The sequence below is a fragment of the Lentzea sp. genome (assembly GCF_036380075.1).
GTDB lineage: Bacteria > Actinomycetota > Actinomycetes > Mycobacteriales > Pseudonocardiaceae > Lentzea.
Map to the genome: position 1 here is coordinate 1 of NZ_DASVFL010000011.1, position 23,695 is coordinate 23,695.

At 71.2% G+C, this 23,695-nt stretch carries 22 protein-coding genes and 1 tRNA gene; 9 read left to right on the top strand and 14 right to left on the bottom strand.

From position 1 onward, the window contains the following. A partial coding sequence (locus VF330_RS00930; protein WP_330849522.1) for an ATP-binding protein occupies positions 1–594 on the bottom strand: 594 nt, incomplete at its 3' end. A gap of 137 nt (positions 595–731) precedes the next feature. Here VF330_RS00930 and VF330_RS00935 point away from each other — a divergent pair. Further along, positions 732–1,130 (top strand): ATP-binding protein, encoded by a 399-nt coding sequence (locus VF330_RS00935; protein WP_330849523.1) that lies wholly within the window; start codon positions 732–734, stop codon positions 1,128–1,130. Positions 1,131–1,297: 167 nt separating this feature from the next. After that, positions 1,298–2,029 carry a SigB/SigF/SigG family RNA polymerase sigma factor gene (locus VF330_RS00940; protein WP_330849542.1) on the top strand — a complete coding sequence of 244 codons (732 nt, stop codon included), beginning with the start codon at positions 1,298–1,300 and terminating at the stop codon, positions 2,027–2,029. On the opposite strand, the gene VF330_RS00945 is transcribed toward VF330_RS00940, so the two are convergent. The 6 genes from VF330_RS00945 to VF330_RS00970 all read right to left on the bottom strand — a co-directional run bounded on the left by VF330_RS00945 (position 2,002) and on the right by VF330_RS00970 (position 6,564). After that, positions 2,002–2,319: a WhiB family transcriptional regulator gene (locus VF330_RS00945; protein WP_330849524.1), complete on the bottom strand. Its 318-nt coding sequence runs from the start codon at positions 2,317–2,319 to the stop codon at positions 2,002–2,004. The genes VF330_RS00940 and VF330_RS00945 overlap by 28 nt on opposite strands. Positions 2,320–2,389: 70 nt before the next feature. Beyond that, on the bottom strand, positions 2,390–4,123 hold the full coding sequence (gene argS, locus VF330_RS00950) for an arginine--tRNA ligase (protein WP_330849525.1): 1,734 nt from the start codon (positions 4,121–4,123) through the stop codon (positions 2,390–2,392). Positions 4,124–4,207: 84 nt separating this feature from the next. Next, positions 4,208–4,888: a M50 family metallopeptidase gene (locus tag VF330_RS00955; protein ID WP_330849526.1), complete on the bottom strand. Its 681-nt coding sequence runs from the start codon at positions 4,886–4,888 to the stop codon at positions 4,208–4,210. A gap of 110 nt (positions 4,889–4,998) precedes the next feature. Further along, entirely contained in the window at positions 4,999–5,613 is a 615-nt protein-coding gene (locus VF330_RS00960; RefSeq protein ID WP_330849527.1) for a DUF4383 domain-containing protein, read from the bottom strand. Between the two features lie 97 nt (positions 5,614–5,710). Beyond that, positions 5,711–6,373, bottom strand: coding sequence for an SAM-dependent methyltransferase (locus VF330_RS00965; protein WP_330849528.1), 663 nt, complete (start codon positions 6,371–6,373; stop codon positions 5,711–5,713). A 119-nt stretch (positions 6,374–6,492) separates the two neighbouring features. Then, positions 6,493–6,564: transfer RNA gene (locus tag VF330_RS00970), tRNA-Glu, on the bottom strand. 318 nt (positions 6,565–6,882) lie between these two features. On the opposite strand from VF330_RS00970, the gene VF330_RS00975 reads away from it, so the two are divergent. Both VF330_RS00975 and VF330_RS00980 read left to right on the top strand, forming a co-directional pair. Then, entirely contained in the window at positions 6,883–8,493 is a 1,611-nt protein-coding gene (locus VF330_RS00975) for a thiamine pyrophosphate-binding protein (protein ID WP_330849529.1), read from the top strand. Continuing rightward, a complete protein-coding gene (locus tag VF330_RS00980; RefSeq protein ID WP_330849530.1) occupies positions 8,490–9,878 on the top strand; it encodes an aldehyde dehydrogenase family protein in 1,389 nt (462 codons plus the stop codon). The genes VF330_RS00975 and VF330_RS00980 overlap by 4 nt, the downstream gene beginning before the upstream one ends. On the opposite strand, the gene VF330_RS00985 is transcribed toward VF330_RS00980, so the two are convergent. Next, entirely contained in the window at positions 9,853–10,644 is a 792-nt protein-coding gene (locus tag VF330_RS00985; protein WP_330849531.1) for an oxygenase MpaB family protein, read from the bottom strand. The genes VF330_RS00980 and VF330_RS00985 overlap by 26 nt on opposite strands. Positions 10,645–10,802: 158 nt before the next feature. Here VF330_RS00985 and VF330_RS00990 point away from each other — a divergent pair, with 158 nt between their 5' ends. Further along, on the top strand, positions 10,803–11,747 hold the full coding sequence (locus tag VF330_RS00990) for a zinc-binding dehydrogenase (protein ID WP_330849532.1): 945 nt from the start codon (positions 10,803–10,805) through the stop codon (positions 11,745–11,747). A 41-nt stretch (positions 11,748–11,788) separates the two neighbouring features. Here the strand turns inward: VF330_RS00990 and VF330_RS00995 are convergent, their stop codons facing one another. The 4 genes from VF330_RS00995 to VF330_RS01010 form a co-directional block, all read right to left on the bottom strand. After that, positions 11,789–12,496 (bottom strand): anti-sigma factor family protein, encoded by a 708-nt coding sequence (locus tag VF330_RS00995; protein ID WP_330849533.1) that lies wholly within the window; start codon positions 12,494–12,496, stop codon positions 11,789–11,791. Continuing rightward, on the bottom strand, positions 12,493–13,044 hold the full coding sequence (locus VF330_RS01000; RefSeq protein WP_330849534.1) for a sigma-70 family RNA polymerase sigma factor: 552 nt from the start codon (positions 13,042–13,044) through the stop codon (positions 12,493–12,495). The genes VF330_RS00995 and VF330_RS01000 overlap by 4 nt, the downstream gene beginning before the upstream one ends. 118 nt (positions 13,045–13,162) lie before the next feature. Beyond that, the gene (locus VF330_RS01005; RefSeq protein ID WP_330849535.1) at positions 13,163–14,068 is read right to left on the bottom strand and encodes a DUF1996 domain-containing protein; all 906 of its coding nucleotides are present in this window, start codon (positions 14,066–14,068) and stop codon (positions 13,163–13,165) included. 193 nt (positions 14,069–14,261) lie between these two features. After that, complete coding sequence (locus tag VF330_RS01010; protein ID WP_330849536.1) at positions 14,262–14,762, bottom strand: anti-sigma factor; 501 nt, start codon at positions 14,760–14,762, stop codon at positions 14,262–14,264. A 248-nt stretch (positions 14,763–15,010) separates the two neighbouring features. Here VF330_RS01010 and VF330_RS01015 point away from each other — a divergent pair, with 248 nt between their 5' ends. The 4 genes from VF330_RS01015 (at position 15,011) to VF330_RS01030 (ending at position 19,315) form a co-directional block, all read left to right on the top strand. Beyond that, a complete protein-coding gene (locus tag VF330_RS01015; protein ID WP_330849543.1) occupies positions 15,011–15,655 on the top strand; it encodes a GntR family transcriptional regulator in 645 nt (214 codons plus the stop codon). Continuing rightward, on the top strand, positions 15,642–16,547 hold the full coding sequence (locus VF330_RS01020) for a dihydrodipicolinate synthase family protein (protein WP_330849537.1): 906 nt from the start codon (positions 15,642–15,644) through the stop codon (positions 16,545–16,547). The genes VF330_RS01015 and VF330_RS01020 overlap by 14 nt, the downstream gene beginning before the upstream one ends. Continuing rightward, positions 16,544–18,250, top strand: a complete 1,707-nt coding sequence (gene araD / locus VF330_RS01025) for an L-arabinonate dehydratase (protein WP_330849538.1) — start codon at positions 16,544–16,546, stop codon at positions 18,248–18,250. Before VF330_RS01020 ends, araD begins: the two co-directional genes overlap by 4 nt. Before the next feature lie 81 nt (positions 18,251–18,331). Further along, positions 18,332–19,315, top strand: coding sequence for a LacI family DNA-binding transcriptional regulator (locus VF330_RS01030; RefSeq protein WP_414675313.1), 984 nt, complete (start codon positions 18,332–18,334; stop codon positions 19,313–19,315). A 174-nt stretch (positions 19,316–19,489) separates the two neighbouring features. Here the strand turns inward: VF330_RS01030 and VF330_RS01035 are convergent, their stop codons facing one another. Continuing rightward, a complete protein-coding gene (locus tag VF330_RS01035) occupies positions 19,490–21,271 on the bottom strand; it encodes an AMP-dependent synthetase/ligase (RefSeq protein WP_330849540.1) in 1,782 nt (593 codons plus the stop codon). 28 nt (positions 21,272–21,299) lie between these two features. Then, entirely contained in the window at positions 21,300–23,432 is a 2,133-nt protein-coding gene (locus tag VF330_RS01040) for a molybdopterin-dependent oxidoreductase (RefSeq protein ID WP_330849541.1), read from the bottom strand. Positions 23,433–23,695: the final 263 nt, after the last annotated feature.

Consider the following 23,695-nt stretch of genomic DNA (forward strand, 5'->3'; position numbering starts at 1 on the left):
CCCGCCCGTCTCCGCACCGATCCCGGTGAGGTCGACGGTCAACGGCACGGTGCCGCCCCGCGCGGCCGTGGTGAGGACCCGCCGCAACGACGGGCAGGCCTCCACGGGCACGTTCCCGCGCACCACCGCCACAACGCCGGAGGAGGTCTCGTGGACCCGCACGTCGCAGTCGGACGGGGCGCGGGTCGCGGGCACCGCCGGTGCCGGGGCACGGCGCAGGTGCACGGTCGTGCCCTTCGCGCTGCGGTCTATCTCGACGGAGTCCACGCTCTCCCGCATGAGCAGCAGCCCACGTCCCCGCGTGGTCAGCGCGGGAGGCGGTACGCGCCACCGGCCGTGGTCGGTCACGTCGACCTCGACGGAACCGTCGTGGCCGAGCTGGGCGCGCACTTCCACGGTTCCCCGCGCGGGACCGGGATAAGCGTGTTCGACGGAGTTGTTCACCGCTTCACTGACGGCGAGAACGAGGTCGCTCGCCTCGTCGTCACCGAAGCCGCTGTCCTGCAGCCATTCGCGGAGCTGGTGCCGCACGGGCGCCACCTCCTGCGCTTCTGCCGGGAAGCGGAGGTCCAGGAAGTCCTCGTGCACCAGCACAGCACTCCTCCCGGTGGTCCTTCTGGCTTCCAGAAGGTGATTTCCCTGGGCGTCGCACTAATACACGTGTGAAATGAGATCAATTCGGGTACGGCAATGACGTGCCGGCCTTCAGCAGAACGGACTACGAGGTGGGTGTGACGCAATTGTCAGGGGTCGAACTGCGGATGGCCGCGGATCCCACGCAGCTGTCGATCGTACGAGCGGTCGCGGCGGACATCGCGATGCGGCAGGACTTCGACCTCGACTCGATCGAGGACCTGAAGCTCGCCGTCGACGAGACGTGCTCGACGTTGATCACGCTGGCGGCGCAGGACGCCGTGCTCAGCTGCCACTTCGACGTGGACGACCGCGGCGCGGTCCTCGTGTCGGCGCACGTCGCCACGAAGGCGGCGGCGGGACCGGACGAGAACAGCTTCGGCTGGCGGGTGCTGACGGCGCTCGTCGACTCCGTGCGGACCAGGGTCGAGGAGACCGAAGGGTCCGTGGTCCACATCGGCCTCGTGAAGTCCACGGCAGGGGCGGTGGATGCGTGACCGGGGCGGAAGAGACGACCACGACGACGAAGCCGGGCGAAGAGACCGAGGCCGCTGAGGCCGAGGGCACCGAGACCGACGCCACCGAAGCCGCGGCCACCGAGGCCGAGGCCGTCGAAGCGGTCGAGGAGACGCGGAGCTCGGGCAAGGGCGGTGACTACGACCACCTGGCCCCGCTGTTCGCGGAGCTGGCGGGCACGCCGGCCGGTCCGAAGCGGGAGACGTTGCGGGACAGGCTCGTCACCGAGCACCTGCCGGTCGCCCAGCACATCGCGCGCCGCTTCGGGCACCGCGGTGAGCCGCACGAGGACCTGGTGCAGGTCGCGACCGTCGGTCTGATCAACGCGGTCGACCGCTTCGACCCGGAGCGCGGCAGCGACTTCCTGTCGTTCGCGGTGCCGACGATCATGGGTGAGGTCCGGAAGTACTTCCGGGACTCCAGCTGGTCGGTGCGGATGCCGAGGCGGCTCAAGGAGCTGCACCTGGCGATCAACGCGGGCACCTCACGCCTGTCGCAGTCGCTGGGCCGCGCGCCCACCCCGTCGGAGCTGGCGGAGCACCTGGGCATGTCCCGCGAGGAGATCCACGAGGGTCTCGCGGCGGGCAACGCCTACCAGAGCGCGTCCCTGGACGACATGCTGATGTCGGAGGACTCGTCGATCTCGCTGGGCAGCACGATCGGCGAGGAAGACCCCGAGATCGCCATGATCGAGCAGCGCGAGGCGCTGCACCCGCTCCTGCAGAAGCTGCCGGAGCGGGAACGCAAGATCGTGATCATGAGGTTCTTCGGCAACATGACGCAGACGCAGATCGCGCAGAAGGTCGGGATCTCGCAGATGCACGTCTCCCGCCTCCTGGCGAAGACGTTGCGTCAGCTGCGGGACGTGCTGGAGGAGTAGGAGCGGAGACGGCGCCGGGCCGCGTTGATGATCTGGCGCCGTTCGTCCTCCCCCATGCCGCCCCACACGCCGTACGGCTCCTGGGCCTCGAGCGCGTGGGCGCGGCACTGCGCGAGCACGGGGCAGGTGCCGCAGATCGCCTTGGCCTTCTCCTCCCGCGCAGCCCGCGCGTAGCCGCGTTCGTTGTCGGGGTGGAAGAAGACAGCGCTGTTCTGGCCTCGGCACAGTCCTGTCATCTGCCAGTCCCACACGTCGGTGACCGGCTTGGGCAGACGGGTGGTGCAGGTCATCGCGACTCCCTAACTGGGGCGGAAAGAGTTGCGATCACTGCGTACCTCTGCTTGAGCAGGGATAAACCTGCTACAGCCTTTCGGGTGCGCCGATTCCCAGCAGGGAAAGCCCCAGCGTGAGCACGCGTGAGGTGAGCGTGAGCAGGTGCAGTCGCGAGTCCTGCAACTCGCGGGTCTCCGCCGTCGCCACCGGGCAGTGGTTGTAGAACGCCGAGAACGCCGTGGCCGTCTCGAACAGGTAGTTCGTGATCTTGTGCGGCGCGAGCTCGTCCACGGCGGCCTGGAACGCGGTGGGCAGCTGCAACAGCTTCAGCGCCAGGTCCCGCTCCGCGTCCTCCCGCAGCACCAGCGGGGCGTCCGCGGGGGCCTCCCTGCCGACCTTGCGCAGGATCGACAGGATCCGGGCGTTCGCGTACTGGACGTACACCGACGTGTCGCCCGTGGTCGCGAGCATCTTCTCCCAGGTGAAGACGTAGTCCTTCTCCCGGTCGTTGGACAGGTCCGCGTACTTGACCGCGCCGAGGCCGATCGTGCGGGCGAGCGCCTCCTTCTCGGCACCCTCCACTTCGGACGTCTCCGGCATGACCTTGTACGAGTTCTCGACGGCCTCGGTCAGCAGGTCGATCAGCTTGATCGTGCCGCCGGCCCTGGTGCGGATGGTCTTGCCGTCGGCGCCGAGGATCGTGCCGAAGCCCGTGTGGACGGCGGTGTGCGCGTCGTCGAGCCAGCCGGCCTGCCGGGAGGTGGCGAAGACCATCTGGAAGTGCTGGGCCTGCGGCGCCCCGACGACGTAGATCAGGTCGTCGACCTTGCGCTCGCGCACCCAGTACCGCACGGTCGCGAAGTCGGTGGTGGCGTAGCCGTAGCCGCCGTCGCTCTTGCGGACGATCAGCGGCAGCCGGTCGCCCTCGCGGCCCTTGAAGCCGGGCGGGAACACGCAGAGCGCGCCGTCGCTGGTCTCGACGAGCCCCTTCTGCTGGAGCTCGGTGATCGTGTCCGCGAGGTACGGGTTGTAGAAGCTCTCGCCGTAGTTGTCCTCGGTCCTCAGGCCGATCTCGAGCATCTCGTAGACCTGGTTGAAGTGCCGCTGCGACTCCCCCACCAGCTCGTGCCACAGCGCGAGGGTGGCCTCGTCGCCGCCCTGCAGCAACACGACCCGCCGCCGCGCGCGGTCGGCGAAGCCGGGTTCGTTGTCGAACTTCTGCCGGGCCTGCTGGTAGAACGCGTTGAGGTCGCTGATCTCGTGGTCGGCGCCGTGGCCGAGGTCCGTCAGGTGCTCGATGAGCATGCCGAAGGGCGTGCCCCAGTCACCGAGGTGGTTGTGCGGGATCACCTCGTGGCCGGCGAAGGACAGCAGCCGGCAGAACGCGTCGCCGATGATCGTCGACCGCAGGTGGCCGACGTGCATCTCCTTGGCCACGTTGGGGCTGCTGTAGTCGATCGCGATCCGGCGGGGCTCCTCGGTGGCGGGCACGCCGAGCCGCTCGTCGCCGAGCAGCTTCGCGGTCTCCTCCTCCAGCCACTCGCGCCGGAGCCTCAGGTTGATGAAGCCGGGGCCGGCGATCTCGGACGTCTCGACCGCGTCGGCGGCGTCGAGGTGCTCCACGATCAGTGCCGCGACCTCGCGCGGGTTGCGGCCGACCTTCTTGGCGAGGCTCATGGCCACGTTGCACTGGTAGTCGGCACCGTCCCGGTTGGACGGGCGGATCAGCGCTTCCTCCGGGGTGATGTCGACGTCCAGAGCGGCGCGCAACGCGGCCGCGACCCGCTGGCCCAGTTCGAGCCCGACATCTCCACGCAGCACTGAACACACCTTTCACCCGCGGCTTGTTCAGCTCAGTATTTCACCCGGCGCCAAACCGATCCCCGTCCACCCGCACCGGGGAGGTCACCACCGGCCGAGCAGCAACGCGCCGCCGCCGACGAGCGCGGCGAGGCTCACCGCGCCGAACAGCGCGACCCATCCCAGCGCGGGCACGCCGGTGAGCCACGCCAGCTGGTCGGCGTCGGAGCCGGGCGCCTGCCGCCGCCACCGCTTGACCTGCAGCTCCCACACCGGCCGCACCCCGCCCAGCAACAGGAACCACGCGAACACGTACGCGGCGGCGTCCCGGACCTCCGGGGTCGCGTAGAAGGAGACGTAGAAGAAGATCCCGCCGGTGACGATGATCGACAGGATGCCGAAGAAGTTCCGGATCATGACCAGCATCGCGGCGAGGAAGCCGATGCTGATCCACAGCATCAGCTGGATCTGCTCGGTCGTGATGAGCACCGCGGCGCCGAACCCGAGCAGCGACGGCGCGACGTAGCCCGCCAGCGCGGTGAGCACCATGCCCGGACCACGGGGCTTCCCGCGCGACACGGTGAGGCCGCTGGTGTCGGAGTGGAGCTTGATGCCGCGCAGCCGCCGCCCGGTGAGGACGGCGAACAGCGCGTGGCCGCCTTCGTGGGCGATGGTGATGACGTTGCGGGTGACCCGCCAGATCCCGTGCACCGCGACCGCCAGGAACGCGGCCAGCGCGGTCCCCCAGGTGATCAGGACCTCGTGGGACAGCAGATCGGAAGGCATCGGGACATCGAAACAGACGCGCCGTGAGAGCTACATCCAGGGCTCTCACGGCGCGTCTTCGCCGGACAGGGGGACCATCCGGGACCGGACAGGGGGGAGTGTCCGGACAACTAGTGCTTGATCTTGTCCTTGCTCACGCGCTCGGTCTTGGGGTCGACCACGGCGTGCTCCTTGGTGATCGGCTGCGTGTTCGCGACCGGGGTGACGGCGGGCTCGACCCGCTCGTCGCGCACCCGCTCGTCGCGGAACGCCTCCGAACGCGGCTCCGGCACGACCGGCTCCTCCTCCTCGATCAGCTTGCGGCGCGCGGGCATCACCGCGAGCAGCAGGCCGAAGACCGCGAGGCCGAGGTGCAGCCAGTTGTCGTTGGTGTTGACCGCCAGCGGGTTGCCGTACTGCTCGGCCGGGTTCTGGGCGAGGATCCCCGTGATCATGAGGTCCCACACGAAGAGCGCCGCGAAGCCAGCGAACAGCAGCCAGCCGTACAGCCGGGCGAGGCCCGACCCGAGAGCCATGAGCAGCCCGAGCACGCCGATGGCCACCATCACCAGGTTGTGCAGCGGGTTCACCGAGAACCCGAGCACGTAGGACTGGGCGGCCCAGTCGCCGACCCCGGTGCGGGTGAAACCCACGACGCCGAACACGATGAACGCGATACCGGCCAGTCCGGCCAGCAGCTGCACCGGTTGCAGACCGGCGACCTTGACAGTGACGCGGTGGGTCATGTCGCCCTCCAGGCTCCGTTCTTGTGGTCGCCCGGTTACCCCGCGTCCCCGTCGCGCAAACCGCACGGCCCGGTGACGGGCACGGTGACGGGCACGCTCAGACGGCGCCCTTGCGGCCGATGCCCGCGTACGCGCCGGGCACCACGCAGGCCGCCTCGATGGACAGGCCCTCCATCAGCTGCTCGACCGGCGCCGGGTGCGACACGACGAGGAACCCGCCCGCGGGCAGCGCGTGCCGGTAGCGGCGCACGACGCGGCCGGGACCGGTGGCGTCGTCGACGTACCGCAGGACGTCGACCATCAGCACCGCGTACGGCTCGCGCAGGTCCAGGTGGGACAGCACGCCGGGATGCCGCAGCACCTGTTCGGGCCGGCGCAGGTCCGCCTCCACCGCGCACGCCCGCGGTTCGCCGCGCAGCAGCCCGCGGCCGAACGCCACGGTCACCGGGTCGGAGTCCACGTAGACGACGCGCGCCTCCGGCAGCGTCTGGTGGGCCGAACCGCACGTCGGGATGCCCGCGCCGAGGTCGAGGAACTGGCGCACGCCCGCCTCCCAGCAGTGCCGGACGGCGTGGCGCAGGAAGGTCCGGTGCGCGCGGGTGAGCAGCGGCAGCTCGGGGTCGATCCGGACCGCCTGCTTGGCGAACGCCCGGTCGGCGGCGTAGTTGTGCGCGCCGCCGAGGTAGAAGTCGTGGATCCGCGCGGCGTTGGGCCGACGTACGTCGACCTCGTAGCGTGCGAAGGCGGGGACCGCGGCCATTCGCAGAGCGTAACTGGCGCCTAGACCATTCGGGCGAAGTTTTCGAAGATTCTTTGGGTCCGTCTGACATGGACACCTCTGCGGGAGGGCCCGGTCCACCCCACTGAGACCGGGCCACGTAGCGCGTACGGGGATCGAACCCGTGTTTCCGGAGTGAGAATCCGGTGTCCTCACCACTGGACGAACACGCCGAGGACGAGCATTCACGAAGAAATGCTCGCAGAGAACAGGAGAAAATGAACTAGCAGGTCACAGCCTGGAGGGCGCTCCGGCCCATTCCTCTGCGGTAATCATGGAACAATGATGGCCGGACAACGGCGGGGGCCGCAAAGGAATTAATCGAGCCGGGCCGGCGCGAACCGCGGCGAGGCACGCGCGTCCGCTGTTCCAAGATCGCGGCCGAGCGGCCGTCCGGCGTGCGAGATCCGCTGTCTTGGGCACCGAACTCCTGTGGCAGCGTTCGCGCGTGGCTCACCACCTCGTGAGCCTGCTGGCGTGGAGGAGGGTCTGTGACCGCGCGCAACGGCGGTGACGTCGTCGTCGAGACGCTGGAGGCGCTCGGCGCGAGCACCGTGTTCGGCATCCCCGGACAGCACGCACTCGGCCTGTTCGACGCGCTGCGCCGTTCGGGGCTGCGGTACGTCGGGTCGCGGACCGAGCTCAACGCCGCGTTCGCCGCGGACGGGCACGCGCGGACCACCGGTTCCGTGACGCCGCTGCTGGTCTCGACGGGTCCCGGTGCCTTGCAGACGCTGGCGGGACTGCAGGAGTCCGCCACGTCCTCGGCGCCGGTGCTCGGGATCTCGTCGCAGGTCCCGTCGGCGGGGCTGGGCGGGGTGCGCGGCGGGTACCTGCACGAGCTGCCCGACCAGCTGGCGTCGTTCCGCGGGGTGGTGAAGCACGCGCGGCTCGTCCGGCAGGTGTCGCAGATCCCGCCGGCGCTGGCCGAGGCGTGGGAGGTCGCGCTGACCGCGCCGTTCGGGCCGGTGTGGGTGGAGATCCCGCAGGACGTGCTGCTGGCGCCCGCGTCCGTGCCGCCGGTGACGTCGGTGCCGTGGTCGGCGCGCCCGCTGCCGCCGCGCGCCGAGCTGGTGGCCGAAGCCGTGCGGCTGCTGGACTCCGCCTCGCGGCCGGTGGTCCTGGCCGGTGGTGGCGCCTCCCCCGGCGAGCTGCTGGAGCTGGCCGAGAAGCTGCGGGCGCCGGTGGTGACGACGTTCGGCGGCAAGGGCCGGTTCCCGTGGGACCACCCGCTGTCCGCGCGGGCGTGGCTGGAGGACTGGCACACCACGGAGTTCCTGGCCGACGCGGACGTGCTGCTGGTCGTGGGGTCCGGGCTGGGCGAGCTGTCGAGCAACTACCGGACGTTCCGGCCGCGCGGCGCGGTGGTCCAGGTCGAGGCCGACCTCGGCAAGCTGGAGTCGAACTACCCGGCGCTCGGCATCCACGCCGACGCCCGGCTCGCCCTGCGCGCGCTGGCGTCCGGGGTGGCGGCCCGCGCCGCCGACGGGGTCGCGGAAGGGCGCGTGCGGGAGCTGCTGGACCGGGTGCGGGAGCGGTTCGCCGGGCAGGAGCGCGACCTGGAGTGGCAGGTGCTGTCCGCGCTGCGCTCGGCGGTGCCCGACGGCACACCCACCTGCTGGGACATGACGATCCTCGCCTACTGGGCCTGGTCGGCGTGGGACCCGCGCGGTGGCGCGCAGTTCTCGGCCCAGGGCGCCGGTGGTCTCGGCTACGGCTTCCCGGCGGCGCTGGGGGTGGCGGCGGCCTCCGGCGGGCCGGTGCTCGCGGTGTCCGGCGACGGCGGCGCGATGTACGGGATCTCCGAGCTGGCGACGGCCGCCCAGCACGGGTCGCGGGTCGTGTGGCTGATCGTCGACGACGGCGGCTACGGCATCCTGCGCGAGTACATGACCGACGCGTTCGGCGAGGCCACCGGCACCGAGCTCGCGCGTCCCGACTTCGTGGCGCTCGCGGCGGCGTTCGGGGTGCCCGCCACGCGCAGCACGCCCGAGTCGCTGCACGACGACCTCGTCGCGGCGTTCGCCTCCGACGGCCCGCACGTCGTGGTGCTGCCCGCCGTGCTGCGCATGTTCGCCCCCACGCACCTGGAGCACCTGTGATCGTCGCGAACTTCGTCAACGGCACCGCGGTCTCCGCCACCGGGACGTCCCCGCTGGTCGACCCGGTGACCGGTGCCGAGTTCGGTCGTGCCGTCGTCTCGCGGTCCGCCGAGGTCGACGCCGCCGTCCTGGCCGCCTCCGAGGCGTTCGGGACGTGGTCGCGCACCACTCCCGGCGAGCGCCAGCTGGCGTTGCTGAAGCTCGCGGACCTGGTCGAGGCCCGTGCGGCCGAACTCGCCGACGCGGAGGTCCGGGAGACCGGCAAGATCCGTTCGGTCGTGCTGGCGGAGGAGATTCCCCAGTGCGTGGACCAGATCCGGTTCTTCGCCGGTGCCGCCCGCGCCCTCGGCGGCGCCGCGGCGGGTGAGTACGTCCCCGGCCACACGTCGTTCCAGCGGCGCGAGGCGGTCGGGGTGATCGCGCAGATCACGCCGTGGAACTACCCGCTGATGATGGCCGTGTGGAAGATCGCCCCGGCGCTGGCCGCGGGCAACACGGTCGTGCTGAAGCCCGCCGGCACCACGCCGTCGTCGTCGGTGCTGCTGGCGTCGCTGGCCGCGTCGGTGCTGCCCGCCGGGGTGTTCAACGTCGTGCTGGGCGACCGCGACACCGGCCGGCTGCTCGCCGAACACCCGGTGCCCGCCATGGTGTCGCTGACCGGCTCGACCCGGGCCGGCGTCGAGGTGGCCCGCGCGGCCGCCGCGACCGTGAAGCGCACGCACCTCGAACTCGGTGGCAACGCACCGGTTCTGGTGTTCGACGACGTGGACGTGCCCGCGGCGGCGTCGGGGATCGTCGGCGCCGCTTTCTACAACGCGGGCCAGGACTGCACGGCCGCCACCCGCGTGCTCGTGCACTCGGCCGTGCACGACGAGTTCGTCGCCGCGCTGGTGGAGGCGGCCTCCGCGTGCGTTCCCGGGGTGGACTACGGGCCGTTGAACAGCCAGGCCCAGCTCTCGCGCGTGCTCGGCCTGCTGTCGCGCACCCCCGGAACCGTCCACTGTGGAGGCAAGCGGCACGGCTCGGCCGGTTTCTTCCTGGAACCCACCGTGGTCTCCGGCCTGGACCAGTCCGCGGAGCTCGTGCAGGAGGAGGCGTTCGCACCGGTGATCACCGTGCAGTCGTTCGACTCCGACGACGAGGCGGTGGCTCTGGCCAACGGTGTCCCGCAGGGCCTGGCGTCGTCGATCTGGTCCCGTGACACCGCCCGGGTCGCCTCGATCTCGGCCCGGCTCGACTTCGGCGTGGTGTGGGTCAACACGCACGGCCTGGTCGCGTCGGAGATGCCGCACGGCGGTTTCGGCGCGTCGGGCTACGGCAAGGACCTGTCACTGCACGGCCTGGAGGACTACACGCGCGTCAAGCACGTGATGATCGCGCACTGAGCATCGCCCGGTACGGCATCGGGTAGTGCAGCAGGCTCGCCGGCACGCACGCCGACATGACCCGGATGGCCCGGACCCACCGCCCGAGCCTGCGCTCGTCGCGGTCCGTCCATTCCAGACCAAGCTTGTCCCGCAACGCCGGCGGCAACGTCCCGACGGCGAAGTCCGGCAGCACCCGCGCCGCGACGGGCCGCACCAGCGGCCACAACGCCCTGGGCACGTGCTCCCCGCCCGGCGCCCGCCCGGACCGCAGCTCGAACGCCTCCAGCAGCCCCTCGACCCCGTCGGTGGGCTGGAGCTGCGTGGCCACGACGTCGTCGAGGTACTCCCGCAACGCCGCGAGGTCACCCGGCATGTCCCGGATGCCGAGCGTCCGCCCGGTGTCGCGCCACTCCCGGTACAACCGCTGCTCGTGGATCGCGGGCAGCGGCGGCCGCAGCAACCGGTAGGCCGTGAGCAACGAGTCGAAGCTGGTGGCGTGCACCCACCGGAACAGCTCCTCACCGGCCCCGGGAATGCGCGCGTGCCCCTCGACCAGCCGCCGGGCCTCCCCCGCCGCCACCCGTTCCCCGCCGAACAACCGCAGCTGCGACGACGTGATCGTCCTGGTCAGCCGAGCGAACGGGTCAGCCCGGTACCCGTCGCGCACCGCGGCGGCGATCACCGGGTGCGCCACCTGCATCAGCACGGCCCGCCCCAGCACCACCAGCTCGAAGCGCGTGTACCAGCCGAGCCGCCACGTCACCGAATCGGGTCCCAGCGTCACGCTCTTGATCATCCCGCGCGGCCCGCCCGCGCTGAAGGTCCTTACCCCGAAGGTGTTAGGCCTGTGCGTCTCGCGTCCCGGCCGAGCAGGCCCGACGCCGGCACGGCGTCGCCCGGTCGCTTGACCTCCAGTTAGGTGGAGTTCATAGCGTCACCGGCATGTTCGCGATTCGGCAGTACGAGTTCGGCCCGGCGGAGAACCTGCGCTTCGAGGAGGTCCCCGACCCGGAGCCCGCCGCGGGGCAGGTCCGCGTCACGGTGGCCGCGGCCGGTGTCCACCTCGTCGACACCACCATCCGCAAGGGCGCGTTCGGGCCCGTCGAGTTCCCCATGACGCCGGGGCGGGAGGTCGCCGGGGTGGTCACGGCGCTCGGGCCGGACGTGGAGCCCGAGTGGCTCGGGCGCCGGGTCGTCGCGCACCTCGGGCAGGCCAACGGCGGGTATGCCGAGCTCGCGGTCGCCGGCGTCGGTGCGTTGCACGCGGTGCCGGACGACGTGTCGTTCGAGGCGGCGGTCGCGATGATCGGCACCGGTCGCACGGTGGTCGCGGTGCTGGACCGGGCTGCGCTCACCGCGGACGACGTGGTGCTGGTGACGTCGGCGGCCGGGGGCATGGGGACGTTGTTCGTGCAGGAGGCGCGCAACGTCGGGGCTCGGGTCATCGGGCTGGCCGGTGGCGGGAAGCTCGGTCATGTCAGGGACAACGGTGCTGATGCCGCCATCGACTACACGCGGCCGGACTGGGCGGACGGGGTCGAGGGCGTGACCGTGGTGCTCGACGGCGTCGGCGGCGAGGTGGGAGCTCGGGCGCTGCGGACGCTGGGGCCCGGCGGGCGGCAGGTCATCTACGGCTGGGCGTCCGGCACGATGACGCCGATCAGCACGGAGGCGTTGTTCTCCGGCAGTCTCACCGCGACTGTCGCGTTGGGACCCGGCATGATGCGGCGCGGTCTGCGGTCGCTGGAGGAGGAGTCGCTGGCGGGGCTGGCGAGCGGGCGGTTCACGCCGCTGGTCACCGCGCCGTTCGCGCTGAAGGACGCCGCGCGGGCGCACGAGGCGCTGGAATCCCGTGCGGCGGTGGGAAAAGTGGTGCTCAAGCCGTGAAAGGAGGGGCCGCCCCCGCAAGGACGGCCCCTCCCCTCCGGTCACGCCTGGACCGGCACCTCGACGAACTTCTTGCCCGCGAAGTTCTCGACCACCACGGACTTGACGTCCTTGGGGTCGACCAACGCGGAACCGTCCAGGTTCGTGCCCTCGGCGGCGCCCTTCTTGGACACCACCCAGGAACCCGCCTCCTGGCGGCTGCCGTCCTTCGCCACGACGAAGATCCGGCACTTCTCGCCCTCGGGGATACCGCTGATCGCCATGTTCGTCCGCACCCAGCCCGCGGCGGGGACGACCTTCACGGTCATCGACGCCTTGGTGGTGGGATCGGTGAACGTGGCGAGCTTGGTGCCCGCCGGGTCCGGTGCCACCGTCGGGGTGGGAAGGGCCACGGTCGCATCGGGCGAGGTGGCCTTACCGACGAAGACTCCGGCGCCCAGCACGAGTGCGGCGACGACCGCCGCCGCGGCACCGAGCGCGAACTGACGACGTCGGGCGACGCCGCCTCGTTCGGCGCGCACCTGGCGCAAGGTGCGCTGCAACAACAGGTCGCCGCCCTCGGGCGGCCCGTCCAGCATGGCCTCCGGCGGCACCTCGCCGAGGAAGGCCTCCATGTCGCGGAGCTCGCCGAGCTCCCGCGCGCACTCCGGGCAGGACGCCAGGTGCTCGTCCATCTGACGCACCTCCTGCTCGTCCAGCGCCCCGAGGACGTAGGCACCGAGCAGTTGCGGGTCGTGCTGCGTGGTCATCCGGCCACCCCCTTCAGTGCGACCTTCTGACCGCCGAAGGTCTCCCTCAAGGCTCGCAACGCGTAATACGATCTCGATTTCACCGTGCCCGGTGGCACGCCCAGCGCCTCCGCCGCCTCCGACACGCTGCGGCCGCGGAAGTAGATCTCCATCAGCACGTCCCGGTGGTCGGACGAGAGCCTGTCGAGCGCCTCCAGCACCACGACCGAGTCGACCACCTGGTCCGCGTGGTCGCGCTCGATCGGCGGCGTCGTCGGCGACTCCGCCACCTCCTGCGGACGCGCCGCCTTCGCGCGCACCCGGTCCGTGACGATGTTGCGCGCCACGGTCAACAGCCAGCCGCGCACCGATCCCTTGCCGTTCACGAGGGCGTCGGGGTGGCGCCACGCCCGGACGAGGGTCTCCTGGACCACGTCCTCGGCAGCCGCCCGATCACCGGTCAACCGCGTCGCGTAGGCCAGCAGAGCCCGACCGTGCTCCTCGTAGAGCGATCGGATCAGCGCCTCGTCGGCCGCGGTCTCCCGTTTCCGGGAGAACAAAGCCGCCATCCACCCACTCCTCCCCGCCCGCGAACACCTCGTGCGGGCGTCCTGTTCAAGACCTCAGCCGTCACACGAGCGGAGGCGGGTCCTGGTTCAACGAATGACTCAAAAGAATCGGGGCATGTTAGCGGGCACCGTTGAGGTGCCCGGTGACCTCGCTCATCAACGCCTCCGGCATGACGTTGACGAACATCGCGTGGTCGGTCGCCGGGTCGCGCAGCTCCTCGGCGAAGCTGTCGATCGCGAACGGCCGGCCCTGCGGGACGTCGTACCCCACGGTGACGCGCAGCCGCGGGACGGGGAACGTCTTCGGCGGGCAGGCGCCACCCGCCAGTGCGAACACCACGTGCGTGCGGTGCGAGGCGCTGTCGGTGTTGTTGCCGTCCCAGCAGCTGCCGAAGTCGTAGGTGCGCAACGTGGTCGCGCTTCCGCACAGCGGGTACTTCGTCGTGTAGCGGCCGGGCTTGTCGGAACAGCCCCACCTCGCCCGCGTGTTCGGCCCGTAGCCGCTGGTGAACGCCGCCGGGTCACCGGTGATCAGGCGCAGGAACCGCGGCATCGGCAGCACGGCGCTCACCGGGCTGCCCGCGTACCGGATCTCCACGCTCTTCGGTTTCAGCACCTCGCCGACGTTGCCGTGCAGACCACCGCCGTCGGCGTGCGCGTCCGGTCCCGTGCCGTCGGTCAGGCGCAGCACCGGCCAGTAGTAGGTGGAGAGGTCGTTCTTCTCGCACGTCGTGGTGGCGGCCGCGAGAGAGTCGTTCGTCGAACGCGCGTCAGCCGACTTGTTGCCCACGTACTCATGAGTGTGATGAGCGCCGAACGGGATACCTGGCGAGACGACCGGGTTGTCGGCGTTGAGGTGGCGTTCGTCGTTCGTCCCGCACTGGACGACGACGCTCGGCACCTCCGGTTCGTCCACGACCTGGTCGAGCTCGGTGACGTACCGGTCGGCGTCCGCCGTGCCGGTCAGCACGACGACGGAGGCGACCAGCACCAGTACCGCGACCGCCGCCACTGCGACGGTCACCGGTTTGTTCCGGACCACGGCTACAGCTTGCCAATCGGAGTCGTCGGAGCGACAGGCGGCACTCCTCGGCCCCCAGGACCACCTGTCCGACTTCTCCTACGCGCACCACCCGCAAGGGGTTCAGCGGCGCGTCTCAACAGGCGTCAGGGGGAACACGCCCGTGTTCCCCCTGACGCCTGTCGGCCGGATACCTCTAGTTCGCGGTCACCAGCGGTCGGCGGTCGTGGTTCACGACGCTGACCCCGGCGACGTCCCCCGCCCGCACCATCGCGGACCCGGACAGCGTCACCTCCCCCGCGTGCGCCCTCCACGACCCCGCGGTGAAGCTCCTCCCGTCCCTCGTGTGCACGACCAGCCAGCAGGCTTCCCCGTCCCGCACGCCGTCGACGGTGGCGACGAGGCGCAGCCCGCCCTCGGTGTCGGTCACCTGCACGGCCATGTGCGCGCCCTCCGCCGAGGTCCCCTGCAAGACCTCGCCGGTGTCGCCCACCCCCAGTCCCTGGCCCACCCACACGCCGCCGGCGAGCACGCCGGCGGCCACGAAGGCCGATGTCACGGCCGTCAGGCGCCCACGGCGTCGCACGGCCTGGTGTCTCTCCTCGCGGACCGTGCCCAGCGTGCGCTGCAGCAGGTGGTCCGCGTTCGGTGGAGGCCCGTCGAGCGCGGCCTCCGGCGGCAGTTCTTCCATCAGCATGTCGTTCTCGTTCAACTCGTTGGTGCCCAGGACGTTCGGTGCCTTGCGCTGGCGGACGCGGCAATGGACACGATCACGCGGAACGAACCACTCAACATTTCTCCTACTCCAGTCCCGCGCACAGCGGTGACCAACACCTTCAAAACGAGCCTGCGAGGGAGTTGGTTCAAACCGGATACATGGAGTTTTCGCCCGCCTGACGAGACGGTTGACCTGGAGATCTCGCAGCTCCTAGGCTCTCATATATGATGTATGACCGGTTGGCGGCTCCTCCCGCGTCACGCACGGACTTTGTTCTGGAATCGATCAAAGAAGCGATTCTCAACGGAAAACTGAAGCCCGGTCAGGCGCTCGTGGAAACGGATCTCGCGGCCGCGCTCGAGGTCTCGAAGACCCCGGTGCGCGAGGCGCTCAAGACGCTCGCCGGGTCCGGGCTCGTTCTGATGAGCCCCTACAAGGGCGCGTCGGTGCGCGCGGTCGACGCCGCGATGGCCGCGTCCGTCTACGACGTGCGCATGCTGGTGGAGCCCGAGGCGTTGCGGCGCGCCGTCCTGCGGAAGGCCGACTTCGGCGAGGCCGGGCAGGCGCTGGAGGACGTCGGCGACCTGGCGCGCCGCAGCCTCGCCAACCGCCGGTTCTACCGCGCCCTCTACGCCGGGTGCGGCAACCCGTTGCTGGTCGAGATCCTCGACGGGCTGCGCGACCAGGCCGCACTGGTCACCGTCGCCGGGTGGGGCATCTGCCCGACCTGGGACGACGAGGCCGCCGAGCACCGCGCGATCCTCGCCGCCGCCGTCGAGGGCAGGGCCGACCTCGCGTTCGAGCTGCTGCGCGGCCACATCAGGACGTTCGCCGACCGAGTCACCCGGGAGCTCCCCGATGTCGTTCGATGACCTCTCCGACCAGCTGGCGTCCGTCGTCGCGATCACCGTCACGCCGTTCGACGCCGGCGGCGCGATCGACGAGAAGAAGTACGCGGCGGTCGTCGGCCGGATGGTGGACGGCGGCATCTCCGTCGTCACGCCCAACGGCAACACCGGCGAGTTCTACGCGCTGTCGGCCGCCGAGACCGAGCGCGCGCTGCGGATCACCGTGGACGCCGTCGGGGACCGTGCCGCGGTCGTCGCCGGCGTCGGGCACGACGTCGCCACCGCCACCGTGGCCGCGCGCGCCGCGGACCGGGCGGGAGCGCGGGGCATCATGATCCACCAGCCGGTGCACCCGTACGTGTCGCCGGACGGGTGGGTCGACTACCACCGGGCGGTCGCGTCCTCGGTGCCCGAGCTGAGCGTGGTCCTCTACGTCCGCACCCCGCGAATCGGCGGCGCGCAGATCGCGGCGCTGGCGGACGCCTGCCCGAACGTCGTCGGCGTGAAGTACGCGGTGCCGGACCCGGTGCGGTTCGCCTCCGTCGCGCGGGACGCGGGGCTGGAACGGCTGACGTGGGTCGCGGGGCTCGCCGAGCTGTCGGCGCCGGGCTACTTCGCCGTCGGGGCGACCGGGTTCACGTCCGGGCTCGCGAACGTGGCACCGCAGCTGTCGGTGCAGATGTTCAACGCGCTCAAGGCGGGCGAGTTCGGCGCGGCGATGGAGCTCTGGGAGTTCGTCCGCGGGTTCGAGGAGCTGCGGGCGGCGAACGAGTCGGCGGACAACGTCTCCGTGGTGAAGGAAGCGCTGGCACAGCTCGGTTTGTGCCGGCGGGACGTGCGCCCGCCCGCGACCGTTCTCACCGAGACGGGCCGGACCGCCGTCGGCGTGCTGCTGAGCTCGTGGGGCCTGCTGTGACGCTGCGCAGCGGCGAGTGGTTCGACGGCGACGGGCTGCGGGCGTTCTCGCACAACGCCCGCATGCGGCAGCTCGGCGTGAACGCCGACGAACACCTCGGCAAGCCCGTCATCGCGATCCTGAACACGTGGAGCGGCATCAACCCGTGCCACATGCACCTGCGCGAACGGGCCCAGCAGGTCGAGCGCGGGGTCTGGCAGGCCGGCGGGTTCCCCCTGGAGTTCCCGGTTTCGACGCTGTCGGAGACCTACCAGAAGCCGACGCCCATGCTGTACCGGAACATGCTGTCGATGGAGACCGAGGAGATCCTCCGCTCCTACCCCGTCGACGGCTGCGTCCTGATGGGCGGCTGCGACAAGACGACACCCGCGCTGCTCATGGGCGCCGCCTCCGCCGGGCTGCCCACGGTGTTCGTGCCGGCCGGGCCGATGCTGCGCGGGCACTGGCGGGGCGAGAAGCTCGCGTCCGGCACGGACATGTGGCGTTTCTGGGACGAGAAGCGGGCGGGCACGATCACGTCCCGCGACTGGACGGAGATCCAGGAGGGCCTCGCCCGCTCCCCCGGCACGTGCATGACGATGGGCACCGCGTCGACGATGACCGCGGCCGCCGAGGCGCTGGGGCTGACCCTGCCCGGCGCGTCGTCGATCCCGGCGGTCGACTCGGCGCACCACCGGATGGCGGCGGCGTCGGGCGCGCGGGTCGTCGAGATGGTGCGCGAGGGGCTGACGATCGGGGACGTGCTGTCGCGCGAGGCCTACGAGGACGCGATCCGGACCGTGCTGGCGCTGGGCGGCTCGACCAACTCGTGCATCCACCTGATCGCGATGGCCGGGCGGTCGCAGATCCCGTTGTCCCTCAACGACTTCGACGCGCTCTCGCGCGAAGTCCCGGTGCTGGCGTCGGTCCAGCCCGCCGGCGAGCACCTGATGGAGGACTTCTACTACGCGGGTGGGTTGCGCGGGTTGCAGTCGCGGTTGCGCGACTCGCTTCACCTCGACCGCGTCACGGTGACCGGGCGGACATTCGGCGAGGACCTCGACGGGGCCGAGGTGCACGACCCGTCGGTGATCAGGACGCTCGACGACCCGGTGTCCCCGGAGGGCGGGCTGGCCGTGCTGCGGGGCAACCTGGCCCCGGACGGCGCGGTGATCAAGTACGTGGCGGCGGATCCCGCGCTGTGGCGGCACACCGGGCCCGCCGTGGTCTTCCACGGCTACGAGGACCTGCGGGCGCGGATCGACTCGCCCACGCTGGAGATCACGAAGGACTCGGTGGTCGTGCTGGCCGGCAGCGGTCCCAAGGGCGGGCCCGGCATGCCGGAGTACGGGATGCTGCCCATCCCGGACAGGCTGCTGCGCGAGGGCGTCCGGGACATGGTGCGCGTGTCGGACGCGCGGATGAGCGGAACCTCTTATGGCGCTTGCGTTCTGCATGTTGCACCGGAGGCGCACGTCGGCGGTCCGCTGGCGCTGGTGCGGGACGGCGACCTCGTGACGCTGGACGTCGAGGCGCGGGTTCTGCGGGTCGAGATCTCCGACGAGGAGATGGCACGGCGCCGCGCCGCGTGGACACCGCCGCCGCCGAAGTTCGAACGCGGGTACGGCGCCCTGTACTACGAGCACATCACGCAGGCCGACGAGGGCTGCGACTTCGAGTTCCTGGCCCGGCCGGGCCGCAACCCCGAGCCCGACGCGCACTAGTGGCCGGCCTCGCCTCTCTCGACCGGGCGTTGACACCCCACCGGTCATGATGGGACCAACGGCGACAGGGGTGAGGTACAAGTGGCAGTCACCATCCGCGACGTGGCACGCAGAGCGCACGTGTCGGTGGCCACCGTTTCGCGTGCGCTGACGTCGCCCGACCTGGTGCGGCCCGAGACGAGGTCGCGGGTGCTGGCCGCGGCGGGCGAGCTGGGCTACCAGCCCAACCGGGCCGCCCGCGGGTTGATCACGGGCAAGACCGGCAACATCGGCATCGTCGTGCCGGACCTCGACAACCCGTTCTTCACCGGTGTGCTGAAGGCGGTGCAGGCGCGGGCCGTGCAGGCCGACTACGCGGTGTTCGTGGCGGACAGCGACGAGGACCCGGTCGCCGAGGCGAAGCTCGTGCACGCGATGGCGAAGCAGGTCGACGGGGTCGTGCTGTGCGCGCCGGGGCTGGAGGACGCGCAGGTCCACGAGGTGGCCGGGGTGACGTCGCTGGTGCTGCTGAACCGGCGGCTGCCGGGGGTGCCCGCGGCGTTGATGGACTCGGCGGGCGGGATGCGGGCCGTCGTCGACCACCTCGTCGCATTGGGACACCGGCGGATCGCTTATCTCAACGGGCCTCGCACGTCCTGGTCCAACCAGGAGCGTCGGCGCGGGCTCCTGACCGCCGTGGCACGTCACGAGGTCGACCTCGTGGACCTCGGCCCGTTCGCGCCGCGCTACGAGGGCGGGCTGCAGGCGGCCGACCTGGCGGTGGCGGCGGACGTCACGGCGATCTTGGCCTACAACGACATCATGGCGCTCGGCGTGCTGGCGCGGTTGCGGGACCGCGGGATCCCGGTTCCCGGCGACGTGTCGGTGACGGGGTTCGACGACCTCACCTACGCGTCGTTGTGCTCGCCCGCGCTGACGACGGTCGCGATGCCGGTGGCGCAGGCGGGGCGCACGGCCGTGAACCTGTTGCTGGACCGCCTCGACTCCGACCACACCGGCGTTCCGCAGGTCGTCGCGGAGACGCAGCTCATCGTGCGCGGGACGACGGCTCCGCCCAGGCGGTGAACGCAAAGCGGCCCCGGCTGGGCGTCTGGGGGGAGTACGCCGTGAGCCGGGGCCGCGAAGCGGCTGGGCCCGAGGGGGGAGGGGCCTGGCGCCGCTTGGTGTCCCACTCTGCCCTGAGCGGACGGAAACCGCCAGGGTGGATGTACCTGTTTTTGGATTTCTCGTACGTACGGGTTACTCGTAGAGGCCTTCGTACAACCCGGAGTGAAGGCGGTGCACAACGTTGCGTTTGACCTTCAACGTCGGCGTGAGCTCACCTTCCTCCTGGGACAGATCCCTGGTGAGCAGCGCGAACTTCTTCACCTGGGAAACACTGGCGAAGTGCGAGTTCGCTTCGTCGACAACTTCCCGCACCAGCGCCACCACGTCCGGGTGACCCACCAAAGATTCGAGGTCGGACGGCAACCCGCGCTCCCGCGCCCACGGCAGGATCTCGTCCGCGTCCAGTGTGATCAGGGCCACGCAGTAGGGTTTGCGGTCGCCGAACATCACCGCGTGCGAGATCCAGCGCGACTGGCGCAGGACGTTCTCCACGTTGGCGGGCGCGATGTTCTTGCCGCCCGCGGTGATGATGATGTCCTTCTTGCGCCCCGTGATCGTCACGAAACCGTCCGCGTCGATCTCGCCGAGGTCGCCGGTGTGCAGCCAGCCGTCCCGGATCGCGGCGGCGGTCGCCTCGGGGTCGTTCCAGTAGCCCGCGAACACGTGCGGGCCGCGCATCAGCAGCTCGCCGTCCTCCGCCACCGCCACCTCCAGCCGCGCGATGCCGGACGCGCCGACAGAGCCGAGCTTGAAGCTGTCCACCGTGTTCAGGGTGCCGACGGCGGTGGACTCGGTCATGCCGTAGCCCTCCAGCACGGGCACGCCGGCCGCGTGGAAGAACTGCAGGACCTCGCGGGAGATCGGCGCCGCACCGGACAGCGCCTGCACGAGCCGGCCGCCGAACACGCCGCGCACCTTGGCGAACAGGGCGTCGACCTCCGCGAACGCCGCGGCCATGTCCGGCGGGACCGGTTCGCCCACGGCACGGCGGCGCCGCACCTCGAGTCCCAGGGTGATGGCGGCGCCCAACTGTTCGGGTGGGACGGCCGCCGTGACGAACGTGTAGATCTTCTCGAAGATCCGCGGCACCGAGGGCAGGAACGTCGGCCGCACCTCGGCCAGCTCCGGCACGATCGCCGCCATGTCGCCGCCGAAGTACGCCAGGGCACCACCTCGGTACATCGTCCCGAACACGACGATCTGCGCGAAGACGTGCGCCAGCGGCAGGAACAGGTAGACGGTGCCGGTCATCGCCTCGATGCGCGCCTCCTCCGCGAGGTGGCACAGCGCCACCCAGTTCGCGTTGGTCAGCACGCAGCCCTTGGGCGGCCCGGTCGTGCCCGAGGTGTAGATGATCAGGCCGGGGTCGTCGGGCCTGATGGCGGCGCGGCGGGCGTCGAGCTCGCCGGCCAGCGGTGACGTGCGGCCGGTGTCCCGCAGGGACGCCACGGTCGGCCGGATGCCGGCGGGGTCGATCGTGAAGACGTTGCGCAGCCCCGGAAGCCGCCCGGCGACGGCCTCGACCTTCGCGCACTGCGCCTCGTCCTCGGCGACCACCACGGCCGCGCCGGAGTCGCCGGCCACCCACGCGACCTCCTCCGGCGTGCTCGACGGGTAGACCGGCACGACGATGCCGCCCGCCGCGAGCACGGCCAGCTCGACCGCGGTCCACTCCGGACGGGTGTGCGCGAGCACGCAGACCCGGTCCCCCGGCTCCAGTCCGGCGTGGACGAACCCCGACGCGAGGTCCAGCACCAGCTCGGCCACCTCGGCGTAGGTCTGCTCCTGCCACGCACCGTCCCTCTTGAACCGCCACGCCACCGCGTCGCCGTACGACTGCTCCGCGAGGAACGGCAGGTCGGCGATGCGGCGGACGGCTCGCACCGCGGTCGGGCTGGTGGCTCCGGCGGTCATGGCGGCTCCTCGGCGCGTCGGAACGGACTCAGGCAGGCACCACCCGCACGCGGGTGCCGTTCAGCACGGCGGTGCCCGAGAGCGGGTCGAGGCGGAGGTCGTCGGTGAGGAGGTTGACGTTCACGCCGGCGTGCTCCCCGGCGACGGTCAGCCGCGTGCCGGGCTGGCCGTGGCCCCAGCCGTGCGGCATCGAGACGACGCCGGGCGCGATGGCGTCGGTGACCTCGACGAGCACCTCCACCTCGCCGACGCGCGAGGTGACCCGGGCGGTCGCGCCGTCGGTCAGGCCGATCCCGGCGGCGTCACCGGGGTTGACGAGCAGCGTGCACAACGGCTTGCCCTTCACCAGCGCGGGCACGTTGTGCATCCAGGAGTTGTTGGTGCGCAGGTGCCGGCGGCCGACGAGCACCATCCCCGTCTCGGGCGTCCGCAACGCGGCGAGCACGCGCGGCAGGTCGTCGACGATCGGCCGCGGCGTCAGCTCGACCTTGCCGGACGGCGTGCGCAGGATCTCCGGCAGGCGCGGGGTGAGCGGGCCGAGGTCGACGCCGTGCGGGTTGTCCAGCAGCTGCCGCAACGAGATCCCGTACGCGCCGGTGCGGAGCTTCAGGTCCAGCAGGCGTTCTTCGCGCGTCTCGCCCTCCGGTTCGAAGCCGGCGCCGTCGAGGAGCGCTTTGAGCTGGAGATCGGCGATGGCGTCGAGGTCCGCCGCGGGACCCAGGCCGCTGAAGATCGTCGTGAGCCGGAGGAAGATGTCGGCCTCGTCGACCCTGCCCTCCTCCAACGGGATCGCGGCGCGCGAGTACTTCGCGACGTTGCGCACGGAGTTGTTGAGGAACGCGATGTCGTAGTGGTCGCGGCGGGACGGGGGCGGCGTCGGCAGGATCACGTCCGCGTGCCGGGTGGTCTCGTTGAGGTACGGGTCGACGCTGACCATGAAGTCCAACGAGGACAGAGCCGCGTTCACGCGCGCCGAGTTCGGCAGCGACAGCGCCGGGTTGCCGCCGATCGTGACCAGCGCCCGCACCCGGCCCTCGCCGGGCGTCTCGATCTCGTCGGCCATCGTGACGGCCGGGAGCTCCCCCATCACCTCGGGGTGGCCCTGGACGCGGCTGTGCCAGCGGCCGGTCGTGAACCCCTTGCCGCGGCCAGGACCGCGCTTGCCGTGCGCGGGCAGCGGCCACATCGCGCCACCCGGCCGGTCGAGGTTGCCGGTGAGGACGTTGAGCACGTCCACCGCCCACGACGCGACCGTGCCGAACTCGACGGTCGTGGTGCCGATCCGCCCGTAGACGACCGCGCGTTCCGCCTCGGCGAGCTGCCTGGCCAGCGCGCGGATCGTGGCGGCGTCGACGCCGGTCCGTTCGGCGACGGCGTCCGGGCCGAACTCCTCGACGTGCGCGCGGATCACCGTGTGGTCGGTGACGTGGCCCGCGAGGTCCCTGAGATTGACGAGATCCTGCGCGAACAGCTCGTGGACGAGCGCCAGCAGCAGGAACACGTCCGTGCCCGGCCTGATCACGACGTGCTGGTCGGCGGCCTGGGCGGTGCGGCTGCGGCGCGGGTCGACCACGACGAACCTGCCGCCGCGCTTCTGGAGGTCCTTGAACCGGCCGGGCGCGTCCGGGACCGTCCACAGGCTGCCGTTGGAGGAGAACGGGTCCGCGCCCAGCACGAGCATGAAGTCGGTGCGGTCGATGTCGGGCACGGGGATCGAGAAGATCCCGCCGAACATGTAGCCGACCTGCACGTGCTTGGGCATCTGGTCGACGGTGCTGGCGGTGAAGACGTTGCGGCTGCCCAGCGCCTTGCGCAGCGGCCCGGCGTAGAGGCCGCCGGCGAGCGAGTGCACGACCGGGTTGCCGAGGTACAGGCCGACCGAGTTCCGGTCGGGGAACTCCTCCAGGCGTTCGTCGACGTACCGGAACGCCTCCTCCCAGGTGACCTCGTGGAACTCGCCGTCGCGCTTGACCAGCGGCGCGGAGAGGCGGTCCTGGTCGGCGTCGAGCGCGCCGAGCGAGGCGCCCTTGGGGCACAGAAAGCCCCGGCTGAACTCGTCCCGGCGGTCACCGCGGACCTTCGTGATGCGGTCGCCCTCGACCGTCAGCTCCAGCCCGCACGTCGCCTCGCACAGCGGGCAGGTCGTGAACACGGTCCTCATGCGTCTCCGATCACCGGCTTGTTACCAACGGGTACCCCTCCATGCCCGCCGGGCGCAAGCACCCGGCCGAAGTCGGGGCCGAACTCGTCGTCACCACGGGGTGAGTCCAGCCGGGTACGGCCGGTCACGAGGTATGGCGGTCGTGTGTGCACAGGTGCAGCATGTTGCGGTGAACGCCGCACTTCGCACCGTCGTCACGATCGTCGCGGTCGCGCTCGCCTACTACGCGACCGCGCAGGTCGGCCTCGTCCTGGCCCTGGTGG